This is a genomic window from Devosia sp. Leaf64 (assembly GCF_001421945.1).
In the GTDB taxonomy this organism is placed as follows: Bacteria; Pseudomonadota; Alphaproteobacteria; order Rhizobiales; family Devosiaceae; genus Devosia.
On record NZ_LMLO01000024.1, the window covers coordinates 69,460 to 84,532 of the forward strand.

The window sequence follows — 15,073 nt, forward strand, 5'->3', positions numbered from 1 at the left end:
CTCCCTTAGGTGGAGAGGTCGGCGCGCAGCGACGGGTGAGGGGGCCTTTGGTCTCGCGCTCGTCGACAGGCCCCCTCACCCGACCCAAGAGGGTCGACCTCTCCCCCAAGGGAGAGGTGGCGCTCCGCGCCTTTTCATTCACGGAGGAAAGATCATGACCAAGCCCCTCCTTTCAATCAACGACATGTCGATCGTCTTCACCTCGCCCGACGAGCCGGACATCGAGGCCGTGCGGCAGGTGGATCTCACACTCACGCCGGGCAAGACGCTCGCGCTTGTGGGTGAGAGCGGGTGCGGGAAGTCGGTGACGGCGCGGGCGGTTTTGCGGCTGCTCGATAAGAATGCCGATATCCGGACTGGCGAGATCGTCTACGAGGCCGAGGGCGGGGCGGTGGATGTCGCGCGATTGAAGCCTGACAGTCTCGCGATGCGCTCGATTCGTGGTGCGCAGATTTCCATGATCTTTCAGGAGCCGATGAGCTCGCTGTCGCCGGTGCATACGATCGGCAACCAGATCGACGAGATCATCGTGCTGCATGAGCGGCTGACGCAGAAGCAGGCGCGGGAGCGGACGGTTTCGCTTCTCCATCAAGTGGGTATTCCGGGCGCGCGGGAGCGGGCGAATGCCTATCCGTTTGAATTGTCGGGTGGTCTCAGGCAGCGCGCGATGATTGCGATGGCGCTGGCTTGTACGCCAAAACTGCTGATCGCCGATGAGCCGACGACGGCGCTCGATGTGACGACGCAGGCTCAGATCCTCGATCTCCTGCGGCAATTGCAGGACGATTTCGGCATGGCGATGCTGTTCATCACCCATGACCTCGGCGTGGTGGCGGAGGTCGCCGACGATATCGCCGTGATGTATCTCGGCGATGTGGTGGAGCAGGGGGATGTGTTCGAGGTCTTCAAGGCGCCGAAGCATCCTTACACCCAGGCGTTGATGAGTTCGGTGCCGCGGTTGCAGCGGAAATCCGAACGGACACGATTGCAGCCGATCAAGGGCACTGTGCCGTCGCCGAAGGACCGGCCGGTGGGCTGCGCCTTTACCAGCCGCTGCCCGCATGCCTTTGCGCCATGCCCGACCATTCGCCCCGACCGGACGCCGGTGAGCGAGGGCCATGTGGCGCGATGCCATCTCCTCACGCATACGAAAGAGGAGGCGCTCGCATGACGACGCTGCTTTCCGTCGAACATCTTTCCAAGGTTTTTACGCTCGGTGGCGGGCTCTTCAAGCCGGGCCGCGAACTTGTGGCGCTCAACGATATCAACCTGACGGTGGAAGCGGGCGAAACGCTCGCTATCGTGGGGGAGAGCGGCTGCGGCAAGACCACTCTTGGGCGCTGCATCATCAAGGCGCAGCCGGTCAGCGAGGGGCATGTTTTTTATCATCAGGAGGGTGGGGGGAAGGTCGAACTAACGTCGCTCGACAAGAAGGCCATAAAACCCTATCGGCGCGATATCCGCATGATTTTTCAGGACCCGATGAGCTCGCTGAACCCCAATATGAGGGTGTTCGACATCGTCGCCGAGCCACTGCGGGTGCACAAGATCTGCAAAGGGCGGGAGCTTGAGGATCGGGTGATCTCGACGCTCGCCAAGGTCGGGATTCCAGCCGATGCAGTGGGGCGCTATCCGCACGCGTTTTCGGGCGGGCAGCGGCAGCGCATCGGCATTGCCCGGGCGCTGGTGCTCGACCCGAAGCTGGTGATTGCCGACGAGGCGGTGTCGGCGCTCGATGTGTCGATCCAGGCGCAGGTGCTCAACCTCCTTGATGATCTCAAGGAAGAGTTCGGGCTGACCTATATTTTCATCAGCCATGATCTTGGGGTGGTGAACTACATCGCCGACCGGGTGGTGGTGATGTATCTCGGCCATGTGGTCGAGAATGCGCCGACGGAAATGCTCTTCGAGCGGCCGCGACACCCCTATACCGAGATGCTGCTCGAGGCGCTGCCGATTGCCGACCCGACGCGGCGCAAGGGGCGGAACAAGGAACTCAAGGGCGAAATCCCCTATCTCGGCAATCGGCCCAAAGGGTGCCCGTTCCACACGCGCTGCAAATATGCCGAGGACAGGTGCCGGACGGAAAAGCCGGTGCTGCGACCGATCCATGGCACCGCCCAAGAGGCCGCCTGCCACTTTGCCGAGACACTCGAACTGAAGGGCGCTTATGACGCGCCGGGGTTTGTGCCTCCGACGCCGCTGGTGACTGCCGGTGGATTGCCCGGACAGACCGGGCAATGACGATGGAGATGAGAATGTTCAGCAGAGAAACGAAGATCTCGCCGATCGTCACCACCCGGCCTGTCCGGGTGGCCCATGCCGGACCGTACGGAAGACAACAGGAATTTTCGAACAAATGACTTATGATCCGGCCACGGCCAATCCGCTTTTTGGGAATCCGCTGAAGACACGGGACGATGTCGAGAATGGGCTGCGCGATCTGTTTCAGCCGCTGCTGCCCTACTTTTCGGAAGGTGGGGCGCGGGTGCGGCTTGACGGGGCGGGGGCGCATTTCGATCGGGCGGCGGCTGATCTCGAAGGCTTTGCGCGGCCGCTTTGGGGGCTGACGCCGCTCGCAGCAGGTGGAGCCGAGTTCGATCATTGGGAGATTTATCGGCAGGGATTGGCCAATGGCACGGACCCGGGGCACCCGGAATATTGGGGCACGGTGAACGGGACGGATCAGCGGCAGGTGGAGCTTGCGGCGATCGGCTTTACGCTCAAAATGCTGCCGCATCTGGTTTGGGAACCGCTGCCGCAGAAGGCGAAGGATAATCTCGCGGCTTATCTGAAGCACGCGCGCAAGTTCGAATATGCCGACAACAACTGGAAGTTCTTCCGCATCCTGGTCGATCTTGGGCTTGAGGAATGCGGGGTCGAATTCGACCGGTCCTATACCGATGCGTATCTCGAAGAGCTTGAGGGCTTTTACCTCGATGGTGGCTGGTATCGCGACGGCAATGTCCGGCGGATCGACCATTACATTCCCTTTGCAATGCACTTTTACGGGCTGATCTACGCCAAGCTTGCCAAGGGCGATGACAAGCGGGTGGCTGACTACAAGTCGCGCGCTAAGGAGTTTGCGCGGGATATTCAGCACTGGTTCGACGAGGATGGCGGGACGCTGGTTTTCGGGCGGTCCCTTACCTATCGCTTTGCCTGCGGCGGGTTTTGGGGCGCTCTGGCTTTTGCCGATGTCGAGGCGCTGCCCTGGGGCGTGATAAAAGGGCACTTTCTGAGGCACCTGCGCTGGTGGAGCAAGTTGCCGATTGCGCATGGCAATGGCGTGCTGTCGATCGGCTATGGCTATCCCAACCTCTTTATGTCCGAGAGCTATAATTCGGCGGGCTCGCCCTATTGGGCGCTGAAGGCGTTTTTGCCGCTGGCGCTGCCGGCCGATCATCCGTTCTGGATGGCAGAAGAGGTCGAAGCGGATTTCGATGAAGCGCCGGTGCCGCTAAAACATCCGGGCATGGTGAGCTTTCATACGAAGGGCAATGTGGTGGCGCTGTCGAGCGGGCAGCAGAACTGGCAGATGCGGCACGGCGCCGAAAAATATGCCAAGTTCGTCTATTCGAGCCGCTATGGGTTTTCGGTCGAGGTGGACGAACGGGCGTATCCCTCCGGGGCCTTCGATGGCGCCTTGGCGCTGAGCGACGATGGGCGGCACTATCGGGTGCGCGAGACCAATGAGACGGCGCAGATCGCGGGCGACACGCTTCATGCGGTTTGGAAGCCGTGGAGCGATGTGACGGTCGAAACCTGGCTCATTCCAGCCAATCCTTGGCACATCCGCGTGCATCGGATCACGACGCCGCGGGCACTGCATGGGACCGAGGGCGGCTTTGCCATCGACCGGGCGGAGTTCAATGCTGATACTTATATCGACGAAAAGGGCCGGGGGGTTGCCAAGAGCAAGACGGATGTCAGCGCCATTGTTTGCCTCTTAGGCGGTCGCGAGGGGCGGGCGTTCCGGACTTTGCCCAATAGCAATCTGATATTTTCGAAGGCTATCGTGCCGCAGCTGCGCGGAGACATTCCGGCGGGCACGACTGTGCTGGTAACGGCGGCGATGGCTCTGCCGACAGGGGCGGAGACCGAGGCGGCATTGAGCGCTGTCCCGGCTGCGCCTGACATTGCCGAACTCGAAGCCCTTTTTGCCCGCGAGGGCGTTGATGTCAGCGCCATAATGGTGCCGGAGCGGTTCTGATGCCTCCCAAACTTCTCTTCGCCATGGCGGCGGACAAGACGCGGCATGTGTTCGACGAAGCGAGCCTCGATCGTCTATCGGAAAGCTGCGAACTGCTGCGGCGAACGCCGGTCGATGGGTTCTCTGACCCAGAGGCGCGGCGGCTGCTGGGCGAGACGGAAATTCTTGTGACCGGGTGGGGCTGTCCAATGATCAGCCCGGAGGTGTTGCGCGCGGCGCCGAACCTCCGGCTGATCGCGCATGCGGCGGGGACGGTGAAATATACGATCGATCCATCGGCCTACGCCTCGGGCATTCGCGTGACGCATTCGGCGGATGCCAATGCGGTGCCGGTGGCCGAGTTTACGCTGGCCTCCATCCTCTTTTCGGCCAAGCACATCTTTGCGCTGCGCGATCTCTATCGGGCCGATCCGACGCGCCGTTCGAGTTATGCGCTGGGGGATAGGGCGATCGGGAATTTCCGGCGGACGGTGGGCATCGTCGGGGCGTCGCGGATCGGGCGGAAGGTGATCGAGTTCCTGCGCAGCTTTGATTTTTCGGTGCTGCTTTATGATCCCTTCGTGCAGGCGGGCGATCCGGACCTCGTGGGGGTCGAACTGGTGGAGCTCGATGTGTTGATGGCGCGATCGGATGTCGTGTCGATCCATGCGCCGTCCCTGCCCTCGACGCGGGGGATGATCGGGGCACGGCAGCTCAAGCTGATGCAGGATGGGGCCACGTTCATCAACACGGCGCGCGGGGCGCTGGTGGACGAGGCGGCTCTGGTGGCGGAGCTGCAGACGGGACGGATATTTGCGGTGATCGATGTGACCGATCCGGAAATTCCGCCGGCGGACTCGCCGCTGTTTACGCTGCCTAACGTGTTCTTGACGCCGCATGTTGCGGGGGCGATCGGGACAGAGCGGCTGCGGCTGGGGTTGATGGCGGTGGAGGAGATCGAACGGTTCGTTCGAGGCGAGCCGATGCTTTATGAGGTGCAGCCGGAATTGTTGGAGAGGCTGGCGTGATGGACGAGCGTTCACCCTCATCCGGCCCTTCGGGCCACCTTCTCCCCGAGGGGGAGAAGAATGGACCGGTGGTCGCTTCTGTTCCTCTCCCTCTCGGGGAGAGGGTGGATCGCGCGCAGCGCGAGACGGGTGAAGGGGATTGGCACCGCACGCGTCTCCAATATCTCACTTGGGATCGAACCCCTGAGGATATCGACAGCCCCGAACACCGGGCGCGACAGGCGGAGCTGGCGTTGCGGGCGGGGGCGCAGTTTGCGCCGAGTGCCTATGTTGCGGTTGATGCGGCGATTTTTACCACCCGCCTGGTGCTCGGCGAGCAGAGTTGGATCGGTGGGCACGCGCTGGTGCGGGGCGATGTGGAATTTGGCGCGCATTGCACGGTCAATCCTTATGCGATGATTTCGGGCAGGGTGCGCTGCGGGGATGGGGTGCGGATCGCGAGCCATGCGTCGCTGGTTGGCTTCAACCATGGTTATGACGATCCCGAAGTGCCAATTTATCTGCAAAAGCATGAGAGCCGGGGCATCACTATCGGCGACGATGTCTGGGTCGGGGCCAATGCGGTGATTGTCGATGGCGTCACGATCGGGCGCGGGGCGGTGATTGCGGCGGGGGCGGTGGTCAGCAAGGATGTGCCGGAAATGGCCATCGTCGGTGGGGTTCCGGCCAAGGTGCTGCGGTTTCGCGGAAAGGGGCGGCGGGACGAGACGCGACAGCAGCTTGAGGCGCTGGGCGATCGGGCGGCAAGGCAATGGCGCGATGTGCTGGCGGAGAATTTCGACGGCGCGGATTATGTTTCGCGCGAGAACGATAATACGGCGCGGAAGAGCAACCGGCATCTGTGCGATGCGATTGAGATTGCGGCGGCGTTTGGGGAGGTGCCGCCCGGGCTCGATGTGGCCGGGACACTCGCACGGCTGCAGGCGGTGCAGGATCCGGTGACGGGGCTATTTCCCGATCCGTTTCAGCCGCCCAAGCCGGGCGTTGCGATGCGCGACGATGGGTTGGCGCTTTATAATGTGCTCTCGACCGGTTACGCTATCGAGGTGCTGGGTGGGCAGCCGCTGCATCGCGTCGAGGCGGTGGAGGTTCCGGCAACGGAACTGCGGCTGTGGCTCGAAGGGCTGACGTGGCGCGAGCGGGCCTGGGGGGCGGGGGCAGCGGTCGATGCGATCGGCACGGCGCTCTATTTCAATGCGCGATATTTTACGACCGGGACGACGCGCGAGACGCTGTTTGGCTGGCTCGCCATGAAGCAGGATCGCGGCTCGGGGCTTTGGGGGGCGCCGACGGCGGACGAGGGACTGTTGCAGCCCGTCAACGGGTTTTACCGGCTGACGCGCGGGACCTATGCGCAGTTCGGCGTTGCGGTGCCGCGGCCGGAGGCGGCGATCGACTCGGTGCTGCTGAACTATCGAAATTATGGCGGGTTTTCGGGGCGGACGTATACGGCGTGTAACCTGCTCGATACGATTCATCCGCTGCTGCTGTGTCTCAGCCAGACCGACCACCGACGGGCGGAGGCGGAGCAGATTGCGCGTTTGGTGATCGCGCGGGCGGGTGAGCGCTGGATCGAGGGCAGGGGCTTTGCCTTTGCCGATGGGCAGGAGCCGGGACTGCAAGGGACGGAGATGTGGCTGTCCGTGGTGCATCTTGCGGCCAAGCTTTTGGGGCTTGAGGATGCTTTTGCGTTCGTGCCGCGGGGTGTGCATCGGACTGAAGCGGTGGGGTTAGGGCTATGACTATGACCAAAAAAGCGCTTGTCGTCTGGGGTGGGATGGAGCTGCATACGCCGGAGCGGGGGGCGGAGGTGGTGCGGGAGCTGCTCGAGGAGGAGGGCTTTGCGGTCACGGTGACGCCGGAATACGACGCGCTCGGGGCCGAGGATGTCGGCAGCAATGATCTTGTCGTTCCCGTCATTACCGATGGGACGCTGGCACCGGAGAAGATGGCTAATCTGATCGCGGCGATCCGGGCGGGGACAGGGCTGGCCGGGTACCATATGGGGCTGGCGACGACGTTTCGGGCCAGCGTGCCTTTTCGCTATGCGGCGAGCTGCTATTGGGTGCAGCATCCGGGCAATATCATCACATATACGGTTGATGTGACGCGGAGCGACCATCCAATCATGGCGGGGATTGAAAGTTTCGAGCACACCTCGGAGCAGTATTATCTCAACTATGACCCTGCGGTTGAGGTGCTGGCGACGACGCGGTTCTCGGGGGAATTTCATCCCTGGCGCAAGGATGTGGTGATGCCGGTGGTGTTTACGACGACCCATGATCAGGGGCGCGTGTTTTATTCGTCATTGGGGCACACGGCGGATGAGTTGGCGCTGGAGCCGGCGCGGACGATTTTGAGGCGAGGGTTGGTTTGGGCCGCGCGGTAGGGATGATTACTGACACAAAACTCTGCGTCATCCCCGCGAAAGCGGGGATCTCTGTTTAGGGCAGGCAGGGATTCCCGCTTTCGCGGGAATGACGCCGTGACGGTGGGGGCCAGGGGCTACTGCTGTTCCTGCTCTGCCTGACGTCGCAGCACTTCGGACTCCGGCAATGCATTTGCATATTGCAGTTCGCGATTGGCTCTTGCCCAGAAGGCGGGGTGGACGCGGTCGAGCAATTCGGGCGGGGTCGGCGTTAATGCAAGTGAATCGGCGGTGTTTTCGTCGAGCCACAGAATGGCGTTTTGGCGGTACCAGGCGGGGATGGCGTCGTCGGTCCAGATCTTGTCGCGGATGACGTCATAGGGTTTGAGTCCATGGGCGGCGAAAAGGCCGGCCCAGAAGCTCGGCCATTGTTCGTTGACATGGCCGACGCCGCCCTGGCCGGGAATGGCGGCGGAAAAGAGCACAGCGGGGGCCATGGCGGCGAGGTCCGCGACGAAGCTCTCGGCGCGGCTGGGGGCCAAGTGCTCAGCGACTTCCAAGGATAGTACCAGGTCGACTTTGGGCCCGGAAAAGGGCTGTTCGAGGTTGTGGCCGCGAAAGTCTATGCCGGGATCGTCGAGCATTTCGGGGCGCACCCAATCGCCTTCCATGCCGAAGCGATAGTGGGCGCCGGAGGCGGCGAGGAAAGTGCCGGTGCCGCAGCCGATATCGGCGACGCGGTCGCGCTTGAGACCCTTCGGAAGGCTGCCGAATATGCGGCTCGCGGCATGGGCCGTATGGGTCCGCCGATCGGCGTAAAAATCGGCGGGGTAGAGCGACGTTGGCATGGGGCAGAATCTCCTCGTGGTCACTCTACGCGGGATGCGGGTTCCCAGACCAGATCGTGATTTTTGCGGCGGAACCACTCACGGGAAGCGCCGTTGCAGAGGCAGCGTCATCTCAAGCGAATTCTTTAAAGCAAATTCTTGGAGACGAGCACAAAATGGCTGACAAGCAACTCGACGATCTGTTCCTCGATACTCTCAAAGACATTTATTATGCCGAACGGCAGATCCTCAAAGCGCTTCCGAAGATGGCAAAGGCCGCAACTTCGCCGGAACTGAAGGCTGGCTTCGAGCAGCACCACCAGGAAACCGAAGGCCAGGTGGAACGCCTGCAGCAGGTTTTTGACATTCTAGGCAAGCCGGCCCGCGGCAAGACCTGTGATGCGATCCTTGGCATTCTTGAAGAAGGCAAGGAAATCATGGACGAATATAAGGGTGCGACCGCGCTCGACGCTGGCTTGGTCGCAGCTGCGCAGGCTGTCGAACACTATGAAATCGCGCGTTATGGTACGCTCGTGACCTGGGCCAAGCAGCTCGGCCACAATGACATTGCCCAACTGCTTTCCGAAACGCTGAAGGAAGAAGAAGCGACCGACAAGAAACTGAGCCAGGTCGCTCTCGCCTCCGTCAACCAAAAGGCCGCTTAACCCTAGCGGGATTGCCGATGCAGAAAAACACTGCCCTAGCCGAGCGGATTCGCCAGACGGCTTACTTCCTGTCGCAACAGGATGGACATCCCGAGGGGAGGGCAACGGAGTATTGGCTCAAGGCCAAGGAAATGCATCTGCGTCAACTGGCTTATGACCGCTGGCTTGCCGAAGGCACGCCGGCGGATAGCTCGGAGCTTTTTTGGTATGAGGCCGAAAAGGAAATCGAGGGGAAATGAAAGCGGGCCCGAAAGGGCCCGTTTTTTTGTTCTGCGCACTTGGTAGCGCTGGGCCCTGCGAGCGTAGCTCTCCGGGCCTGAGCTGCTCAAAACTCCCCACCGGGGAGTTTTGTCGGCGCGGAGCGCCGCCGCAGCTCAGTCCTTCGCACGCTCCACGTACGAATTGTCTTCCGTGAGAATGACGATGCGGGTGCCGGCGCCGATGTGGGGCGGGACCATGACGCGGAGGCCATTGTTGAGGACGGCTGGCTTATAGGACGAAGAGGCCGTCTGGCCCTTGACCACAGGCTCGGTCTCGACGACTTCGAACGACATGCGCTGCGGCAATTCCATCGAGAGCGGCACGCCTTCGAAGGTCATGAGGTGAACCTTCATGCCATCGGAGAGGTATGCGGCCTGTTCGCCGATGACGTCATCGGGCGCAACCAGCTGCTCGTAATTGTCCGGGTCCATGAAATGGTGCCCTTCGCCATCCGAATAGAGATAGTCGTAGATACGGTCGTCGACGTCAGCCTTTTCGACCATTTCCACCGTGCGCCAGCGACCGACGACCTTCACGCCATCGGAGATGCGGCGCATGTTGACGTTGGTGATGGAATTGCCCTTGCCGGGATGAACGTTTTCCGCAGTCAGAACGACGTGGAGGTTGCCATCCTGCTCGACCACATGGCCTTTGCGCAGGGACGAGGCGATGACCTTGACCATATTTCTTCCTTGTTCGTGTCGATGGCGCGTACTAGAGCCTGAGCCGTCCGCGTGCCGATAAACTGTTGTCGAGCGCCCGATATCCTATTCCGCACCATTTCGCCAGTCCGGCACGGCAAGAAACCGCATGACCTCTTCGATCCCTCAATCCTCCTCGCCCTGGTGGGCGCCCGAGCGCCACGCCGATCGGCGTCCGGCGCTTCTGGCGCGCAGCCGGTTCGATGCGCGGGTGCGGGGGTGGTTTGCCGAACGGGATTTTCTCATCGTCGATCCGCCGGGGCTGCAGCGCTCGCCGGGTAACGAGACGCATCTCCATGCCTTTGCGACGACGATGATCGGCAATGATGGGGGAGGGCAGGCGATGTATCTTCATACCTCGCCCGAATTCACCATGAAGAAGTTGCTCGCGGCAGGCGAGACGCGGATTACGAGCCTGCAGCATGTCTGGCGCAATCGCGAGCGCTCGGCACTGCATCATCCTGAGTTCACCATGCTCGAATGGTATCGGGCAGGCGAGGGCTACGATTCCATCATAAACGATACTTTGGCGATCATCCGGCTCGCGGCGGAAGTGACCGGGATTGCCCAGTTCGAATTTCGCGGACGGGTGTGTGATCCACGGGCCGAGGCGGAGCGGGTCAGTGTTGCCGATGCGTTTTTGGCGCATGCGGGTGTGGATTTGCTCGCCACGATGGACGCCGAGGGGGTGCCGGACGGCGAAGCGCTGGCGGCGCAGATGATCTCTGTGGGGCTCGATGTGCCGGAGGATCGCAGTTGGAGCTATCTGTTCAGCCTGATCCTCGTTGAAAAAGTCGAGCCGAAGCTGGGGAATGGACGGGTGACGGTTCTGGATCGCTATCCGGCCTGCGAGGCGGCGCTGGCGCGGCGGGTGCCGGGCGATCGGCGGGTTTCCGAGCGGTTCGAAGTCTATGCGTGTGGCGTGGAGCTGGCCAATGGGTTTGGCGAGCTTACCGATGCTGCCGAGCAGCGGGTTCGCTTTGTCTCCGAGATGGACGAGAAGGCGCGGATCTATGGCGAGCGTTATCCGGTCGACGAGGATTTTCTCGCGGCGCTGGAGCTGATGCCTGAGGCGAGCGGGGTTGCGCTGGGGTTTGATCGATTGGTGATGCTGGCAACGGGTGCGCAGCGGATTGAGGCGGTGCTTTGGGCGCCGGTGGCGGAATGAGTTTGGCGAAGAAACCCCTCACCCGTCTCGACCTTCGGTCGATCCACCCTCTCCCACAAGGGGCGAGGGGGGGCTCCACTCCTGAGGCAAGCAATGAGCCCATTTCTCCCCTTGTGGGAGAAGATGCCCGAAGGGCGGATGAGGGGTCTCGCACCGTTAAGTCCACTAAAGCCCTGGTTGAAGCTGGGCTGGTGCAGGATGCTGGCGCGCTCGATGCGGTTGCCGAGCGCTATGCAATCGGCATCACGCCGGCCGTCCTCGAACTCATCGACCCCGCTGACTCCAATGACCCGATCGCGCGCCAGTTTGTGCCGACTGAAGCTGAACTGCTGACTACGCCGGAAGAGCGCGCTGATCCCATCGGCGACCTGTCGCATTCGCCCGTCGAGGGGATCGTTCATCGCTATCCCGACCGGGTACTGCTTAAGGCGGTTCATGTCTGTCCGGTCTATTGCCGCTTCTGTTTCCGCCGCGAGATGGTGGGGCCGCAGGGGCTGGGGACGCTGACCGGGCCGGAACTCGATGCGGCGATGGAGTATATCGCGGCGCATGAGGAAATCTGGGAAGTGATCCTCACCGGCGGCGATCCGCTGGTGCTGTCGCCGCGGCGGTTGACTGGGCTGATGCAGCGGCTGGCGCAGATCGAGCACGTTAAAATCGTGCGGTTTCATACGCGGGTGCCGGTGGTCGAGCCGGAGCTGATCGACGATGCGATGGTCGAGGCGCTGATGGTGAGCGGCAAGACGACGTATCTTGCTGTCCATGCCAATCATCCGCGCGAGTTTTCGCCGGCCGCGCGGCAGGCGTTCAAGCGGCTGTTCGATGGTGGCGTGGCGCTGCTGAGCCAATCGGTGCTGCTGCGCGGGGTCAACGATGATGTCGAGACGCTGGCGGCGCTGATGCGGGGTTTTGTCGAGAACCGGATCAAGCCCTATTATCTGCACCATCCGGACCTGGCGCCGGGGACGAGCCATTTCCGGATCGGCATCGAAGAGGGGCAGGCGCTGGTTGCGGCCTTGCGCGGGCGGATTTCGGGCCTGTGCCAGCCGACCTATGTGCTCGATATTCCGGGTGGCCATGGCAAGGCGGATATCGGCGCCGCGACGGTTTCGGGCGGCGACGGGTGTTTTACCGTGCGCGATTGGCAGGGCGGCGAGCACGCCTATCCGCCGGAATGAAAAGGGGCGCCGCGTCGCCCCAAAACTTTTATTCGACGACGCGCGGATCGACGTCCTTGGAATAATCGACGCCGCCGACGCTGAAGCCGAAGAGCTTCAAAAACTCCTCGCGGTATTTTGGCAGGTCAGCGAGGTCGGCCAAGTTTTCCGTGTTGAGGACGGCCCAGCGCTTCTTGAGTTCGGCCTGCATGGCATTGGACAGTTCCCAATCGTCGACGCGGACGCGGCTGGCGTCGTCGAGGACGATGACGCCCTGGAGCTTGTCGCGGAAAAGGCGATCGATCTGCTGAATCGGGCCTTCGCCGAGGCCCATTTCGTCTTCGACCTTGATCAGCAGGGTGCCATAGAGCGGCACGACGGGAATGGCAGAGCTCGCTTGGGTTACGACGGCCTTGAGCGCGACGACATGAGCCGAATTATCGCCATGGGCGGCGCGGATGGCGGCGGCGGCGCGATCGAGATCGCCCTTGGCCTTGCCCAGCGTGCCCTTGTGATAGATCGGCCAGGTCAGCTCGGAGCCGAGATAGGTGTAGTTCAGGGTCGTGAAGTCGTCGGCGAGGACGCCGGCTTCCGACAGGGCCTTGATCCAGAGTTCCCAATCTTCGCCGCCCATGACCTTGACGGTCGCCTGGGCTTCTTCCTCGGTCGCGGGCTCTACGGAGATTTCCGAGACTTCGCCGGTGCCGGTGTTGAGGGTCTTCGACGTCACCGCGGTGCCATAGGGCTTAATGGCCGAGCGATAGGTGATGCCGTCCTTGGGGTCGGTGCGGACCGGGGAGGCGAGGGAATAGACGATGAGATCGACCTGACCGAGGGTCGACTTGATGGCTTCGACGGTCTCGGCCTTGACGGCGTCCGAGAATGCGTCGCCTTCGATGGTCACGGCTTTGGCGCCGGCGGCGCGAGCGCGATTTTCGAAGGCGCGGTTATTGTACCAACCGGCGGAGGCGGGCTTGGCTTCCCCGGGTTCGCGCTCGAAAGAAACGCCGACCGTATCGGCGCCAGAGCCGAAGGTGGTGACGATGCGCGAGGCGAGGCCATAGCCTGTCGAGCAGCCGAGCACCAGGACGCGCTTGCGATCGGAGGGGATCGGGCCCTTGATTACGACGTGATCGATCTGGCGCTGCACATTGGTGGCGCAGCCAGTGGGGTGAGCGGTGGTGCAGATGAAGCCGCGGATCTTGGGCTCGATGATCATGGGATTTTCTCCTCGATTTGCTCAAGCCAATAGACCGAATGTGGCGAAAGTGCTAGCCGCCGCTTGGGGTTTTGCCCGGGGCGACAACAGGTTTGGCACGACGTTGTTTGCAGTACTTTCGGGCAGAAAGTGTTCGGCTGGCACAGATTTTCCACAATTTGGGTGAAGTCACGGCTGGTTCACGCGCGCGTGATCCTATTCATTGCCACGAAATCGGGCCTATCGCTGACACATCAAGAGGCATCCATGTCCCAAGTCGCACTTCCCTTGCCGAGCCGATCGCTGACGCTGGCGCCAAAACCCTTTGCGGTGCCGGCTGGCTTTCTGTTTACGCTCGTCATCCTCTCCGCAATGGCCATTGGCCTTGCCTGGTGGCAGGGGCCGGGACTGTTGCGCGACTGGGAAGTGAGCCGCGATCCTGTGGTGCTCGACGATTGGGACATGGTCGATGGCGAGTGCTCCTCGCGCCGCGGGCTAACCGATTGCGAAGCCAATGTGACCTATTCCTATGACGGGCAGGATTATCAGAAATATATCACGCTCGCCTTTTTCGACCTGAGCAGCGGCGATTACACGGTTGATCTCGTGGTCTCGCGGGACAATCCAGACCTCGCAACGCTCAGCCTCGGGCTCGACATGCTCTGGAACCGTACCATCGTCATGGCGGTCTTCATGTTGCTCTTTGGCGGTGGCGCCATCGCCATGCTTTTTGCCGGGCTACAGGCAGGACGGGCTAATCGCGCGGTGGCCGGGCCGGGGCGCTTGAACGTCGTGCCGGTCGAGGTGATCGAGGTCAAGAAGGTGCGCGGCAAGGACGCCGTGACCTATCTCGACAATATCCGCTCGCCTTCCAAGCGGAACATTCGCACCTTCATGGACAAGGGGCAGGAGCCGCTGATCGGCTATGACGAAGCCGGCAAGCCGGTTGGCCTTGCGGTGTTGCACGAGCAGAGCAAAACGCCGATCCTGCTCGATAGCCGGCTCGAGCGCATCGAGATGACCGAAGGCGAACGCCAGGCGGCGCTTGCGGCATTTGACGCCGAGCAAGAGCAGCGTGGCGTCGTGCGCGCCGCCAATCCGTCGCCTACGGTCAAGCGCGGGCCGAATATCCTACGCGGTCTCGCGGCGGGCCTGGGCGTGATCGTGCTGGCGGTCGTCGCGTTCTTCGGCTTCTGGCTCTATTACGTGACCTCGGCGCCTGATGCGTTCGATTCCATCGGGATCGAAATCAACAACATCATGCCCGAGCCGCTGAACACCTGGGGCTGCGAGCAGCTCTACAAGCGCTTCGGCGATGATCGCGCGCCATTTGGCTGTACGGCGGATGATTATCAGAGCTGGAAGGTGGCGCAGCCGACGGGGAAGGTGAAGTCGTAATCGCTCACGTGGCGGTGGGTTTTCGGCTCCTGCGCCCCCTCTCCCTCTGGGGGAGAGGGTGGGGTGAGGGGGCCTTTTAGAGGCAACGTGGCTTCAGAAGCCCCCCTCAC

Annotated in this window: 14 protein-coding genes; 11 read left to right on the top strand and 3 right to left on the bottom strand. The window is 62.2% G+C overall.

Translation table 11 applies throughout. The annotated features are described in order from the left end of the window. Positions 1–154: 154 nt before the first annotated feature. From ASE94_RS18000 to ASE94_RS18025, 6 genes are all read left to right on the top strand, one after another. A complete protein-coding gene (locus ASE94_RS18000; protein WP_061910200.1) occupies positions 155–1,171 on the top strand; it encodes an ABC transporter ATP-binding protein in 1,017 nt (338 codons plus the stop codon). Continuing rightward, entirely contained in the window at positions 1,168–2,244 is a 1,077-nt protein-coding gene (locus tag ASE94_RS18005; protein WP_082461301.1) for an oligopeptide/dipeptide ABC transporter ATP-binding protein, read from the top strand. The genes ASE94_RS18000 and ASE94_RS18005 overlap by 4 nt, the downstream gene beginning before the upstream one ends. Before the next feature lie 115 nt (positions 2,245–2,359). Continuing rightward, positions 2,360–4,213 (top strand): DUF2264 domain-containing protein, encoded by a 1,854-nt coding sequence (locus tag ASE94_RS18010; RefSeq protein WP_062631506.1) that lies wholly within the window; start codon positions 2,360–2,362, stop codon positions 4,211–4,213. After that, entirely contained in the window at positions 4,210–5,220 is a 1,011-nt protein-coding gene (locus ASE94_RS18015) for a hydroxyacid dehydrogenase (RefSeq protein WP_156352210.1), read from the top strand. The genes ASE94_RS18010 and ASE94_RS18015 overlap by 4 nt, the downstream gene beginning before the upstream one ends. 104 nt (positions 5,221–5,324) lie before the next feature. Beyond that, the gene (locus ASE94_RS18020) at positions 5,325–6,962 is read left to right on the top strand and encodes an acyltransferase (protein WP_062631508.1); all 1,638 of its coding nucleotides are present in this window, start codon (positions 5,325–5,327) and stop codon (positions 6,960–6,962) included. Positions 6,963–6,964: 2 nt separating this feature from the next. Next, complete coding sequence (locus ASE94_RS18025) at positions 6,965–7,609, top strand: ThuA domain-containing protein (protein WP_062631509.1); 645 nt, start codon at positions 6,965–6,967, stop codon at positions 7,607–7,609. A gap of 116 nt (positions 7,610–7,725) precedes the next feature. On the opposite strand, the gene ASE94_RS18030 is transcribed toward ASE94_RS18025, so the two are convergent. Then, on the bottom strand, positions 7,726–8,436 hold the full coding sequence (locus ASE94_RS18030; RefSeq protein WP_061910215.1) for a class I SAM-dependent methyltransferase: 711 nt from the start codon (positions 8,434–8,436) through the stop codon (positions 7,726–7,728). Between the two features lie 155 nt (positions 8,437–8,591). On the opposite strand from ASE94_RS18030, the gene ASE94_RS18035 reads away from it, so the two are divergent. Both ASE94_RS18035 and ASE94_RS18040 read left to right on the top strand, forming a co-directional pair. After that, the gene (locus tag ASE94_RS18035; RefSeq protein WP_062631510.1) at positions 8,592–9,080 is read left to right on the top strand and encodes a ferritin-like domain-containing protein; all 489 of its coding nucleotides are present in this window, start codon (positions 8,592–8,594) and stop codon (positions 9,078–9,080) included. A 17-nt stretch (positions 9,081–9,097) separates the two neighbouring features. Beyond that, complete coding sequence (locus ASE94_RS18040) at positions 9,098–9,319, top strand: DUF2934 domain-containing protein (protein WP_061910219.1); 222 nt, start codon at positions 9,098–9,100, stop codon at positions 9,317–9,319. A gap of 135 nt (positions 9,320–9,454) precedes the next feature. Here ASE94_RS18040 and efp read toward each other — a convergent pair whose 3' ends face one another. Beyond that, positions 9,455–10,024 carry an elongation factor P gene (efp, locus tag ASE94_RS18045; RefSeq protein WP_061910221.1) on the bottom strand — a complete coding sequence of 190 codons (570 nt, stop codon included), beginning with the start codon at positions 10,022–10,024 and terminating at the stop codon, positions 9,455–9,457. A gap of 127 nt (positions 10,025–10,151) precedes the next feature. On the opposite strand from efp, the gene epmA reads away from it, so the two are divergent. Both epmA and ASE94_RS18055 read left to right on the top strand, forming a co-directional pair. Beyond that, positions 10,152–11,210: an EF-P lysine aminoacylase EpmA gene (gene epmA, locus ASE94_RS18050; RefSeq protein WP_062631511.1), complete on the top strand. Its 1,059-nt coding sequence runs from the start codon at positions 10,152–10,154 to the stop codon at positions 11,208–11,210. 113 nt (positions 11,211–11,323) lie between these two features. Continuing rightward, positions 11,324–12,388, top strand: a complete 1,065-nt coding sequence (locus tag ASE94_RS18055) for a lysine-2,3-aminomutase-like protein (protein ID WP_061910226.1) — start codon at positions 11,324–11,326, stop codon at positions 12,386–12,388. Positions 12,389–12,416: 28 nt separating this feature from the next. Here the strand turns inward: ASE94_RS18055 and fabV are convergent, their stop codons facing one another. Continuing rightward, positions 12,417–13,586: an enoyl-ACP reductase FabV gene (gene fabV / locus ASE94_RS18060; protein WP_061910228.1), complete on the bottom strand. Its 1,170-nt coding sequence runs from the start codon at positions 13,584–13,586 to the stop codon at positions 12,417–12,419. 246 nt (positions 13,587–13,832) lie between these two features. On the opposite strand from fabV, the gene ASE94_RS18065 reads away from it, so the two are divergent. Continuing rightward, on the top strand, positions 13,833–14,963 hold the full coding sequence (locus tag ASE94_RS18065; RefSeq protein WP_156352211.1) for a hypothetical protein: 1,131 nt from the start codon (positions 13,833–13,835) through the stop codon (positions 14,961–14,963). The last annotated feature ends 110 nt before the right edge of the window (positions 14,964–15,073 follow it).

Bases quoted from the DNA above. Each gene is read 5' to 3' on its own strand.
- ASE94_RS18000 (WP_061910200.1), top strand. From the start codon at position 155: ATGACCAAGCCCCTCCTTTCAATCAACGACATGTCGATCGTCTTCACC.
- ASE94_RS18005 (WP_082461301.1), top strand. From the start codon at position 1,168: ATGACGACGCTGCTTTCCGTCGAACATCTTTCCAAGGTTTTTACGCTC.
- ASE94_RS18010 (WP_062631506.1), top strand. From the start codon at position 2,360: ATGACTTATGATCCGGCCACGGCCAATCCGCTTTTTGGGAATCCGCTG.
- ASE94_RS18025 (WP_062631509.1), top strand. From the start codon at position 6,965: ATGACCAAAAAAGCGCTTGTCGTCTGGGGTGGGATGGAGCTGCATACG.
- ASE94_RS18030 (WP_061910215.1), bottom strand. From the start codon at position 8,436: ATGCCAACGTCGCTCTACCCCGCCGATTTTTACGCCGATCGGCGGACC.
- ASE94_RS18035 (WP_062631510.1), top strand. From the start codon at position 8,592: ATGGCTGACAAGCAACTCGACGATCTGTTCCTCGATACTCTCAAAGAC.
- ASE94_RS18040 (WP_061910219.1), top strand. From the start codon at position 9,098: ATGCAGAAAAACACTGCCCTAGCCGAGCGGATTCGCCAGACGGCTTAC.
- efp (WP_061910221.1), bottom strand. From the start codon at position 10,024: ATGGTCAAGGTCATCGCCTCGTCCCTGCGCAAAGGCCATGTGGTCGAG.
- epmA (WP_062631511.1), top strand. From the start codon at position 10,152: ATGACCTCTTCGATCCCTCAATCCTCCTCGCCCTGGTGGGCGCCCGAG.
- fabV (WP_061910228.1), bottom strand. From the start codon at position 13,586: ATGATCATCGAGCCCAAGATCCGCGGCTTCATCTGCACCACCGCTCAC.
- ASE94_RS18065 (WP_156352211.1), top strand. From the start codon at position 13,833: ATGTCCCAAGTCGCACTTCCCTTGCCGAGCCGATCGCTGACGCTGGCG.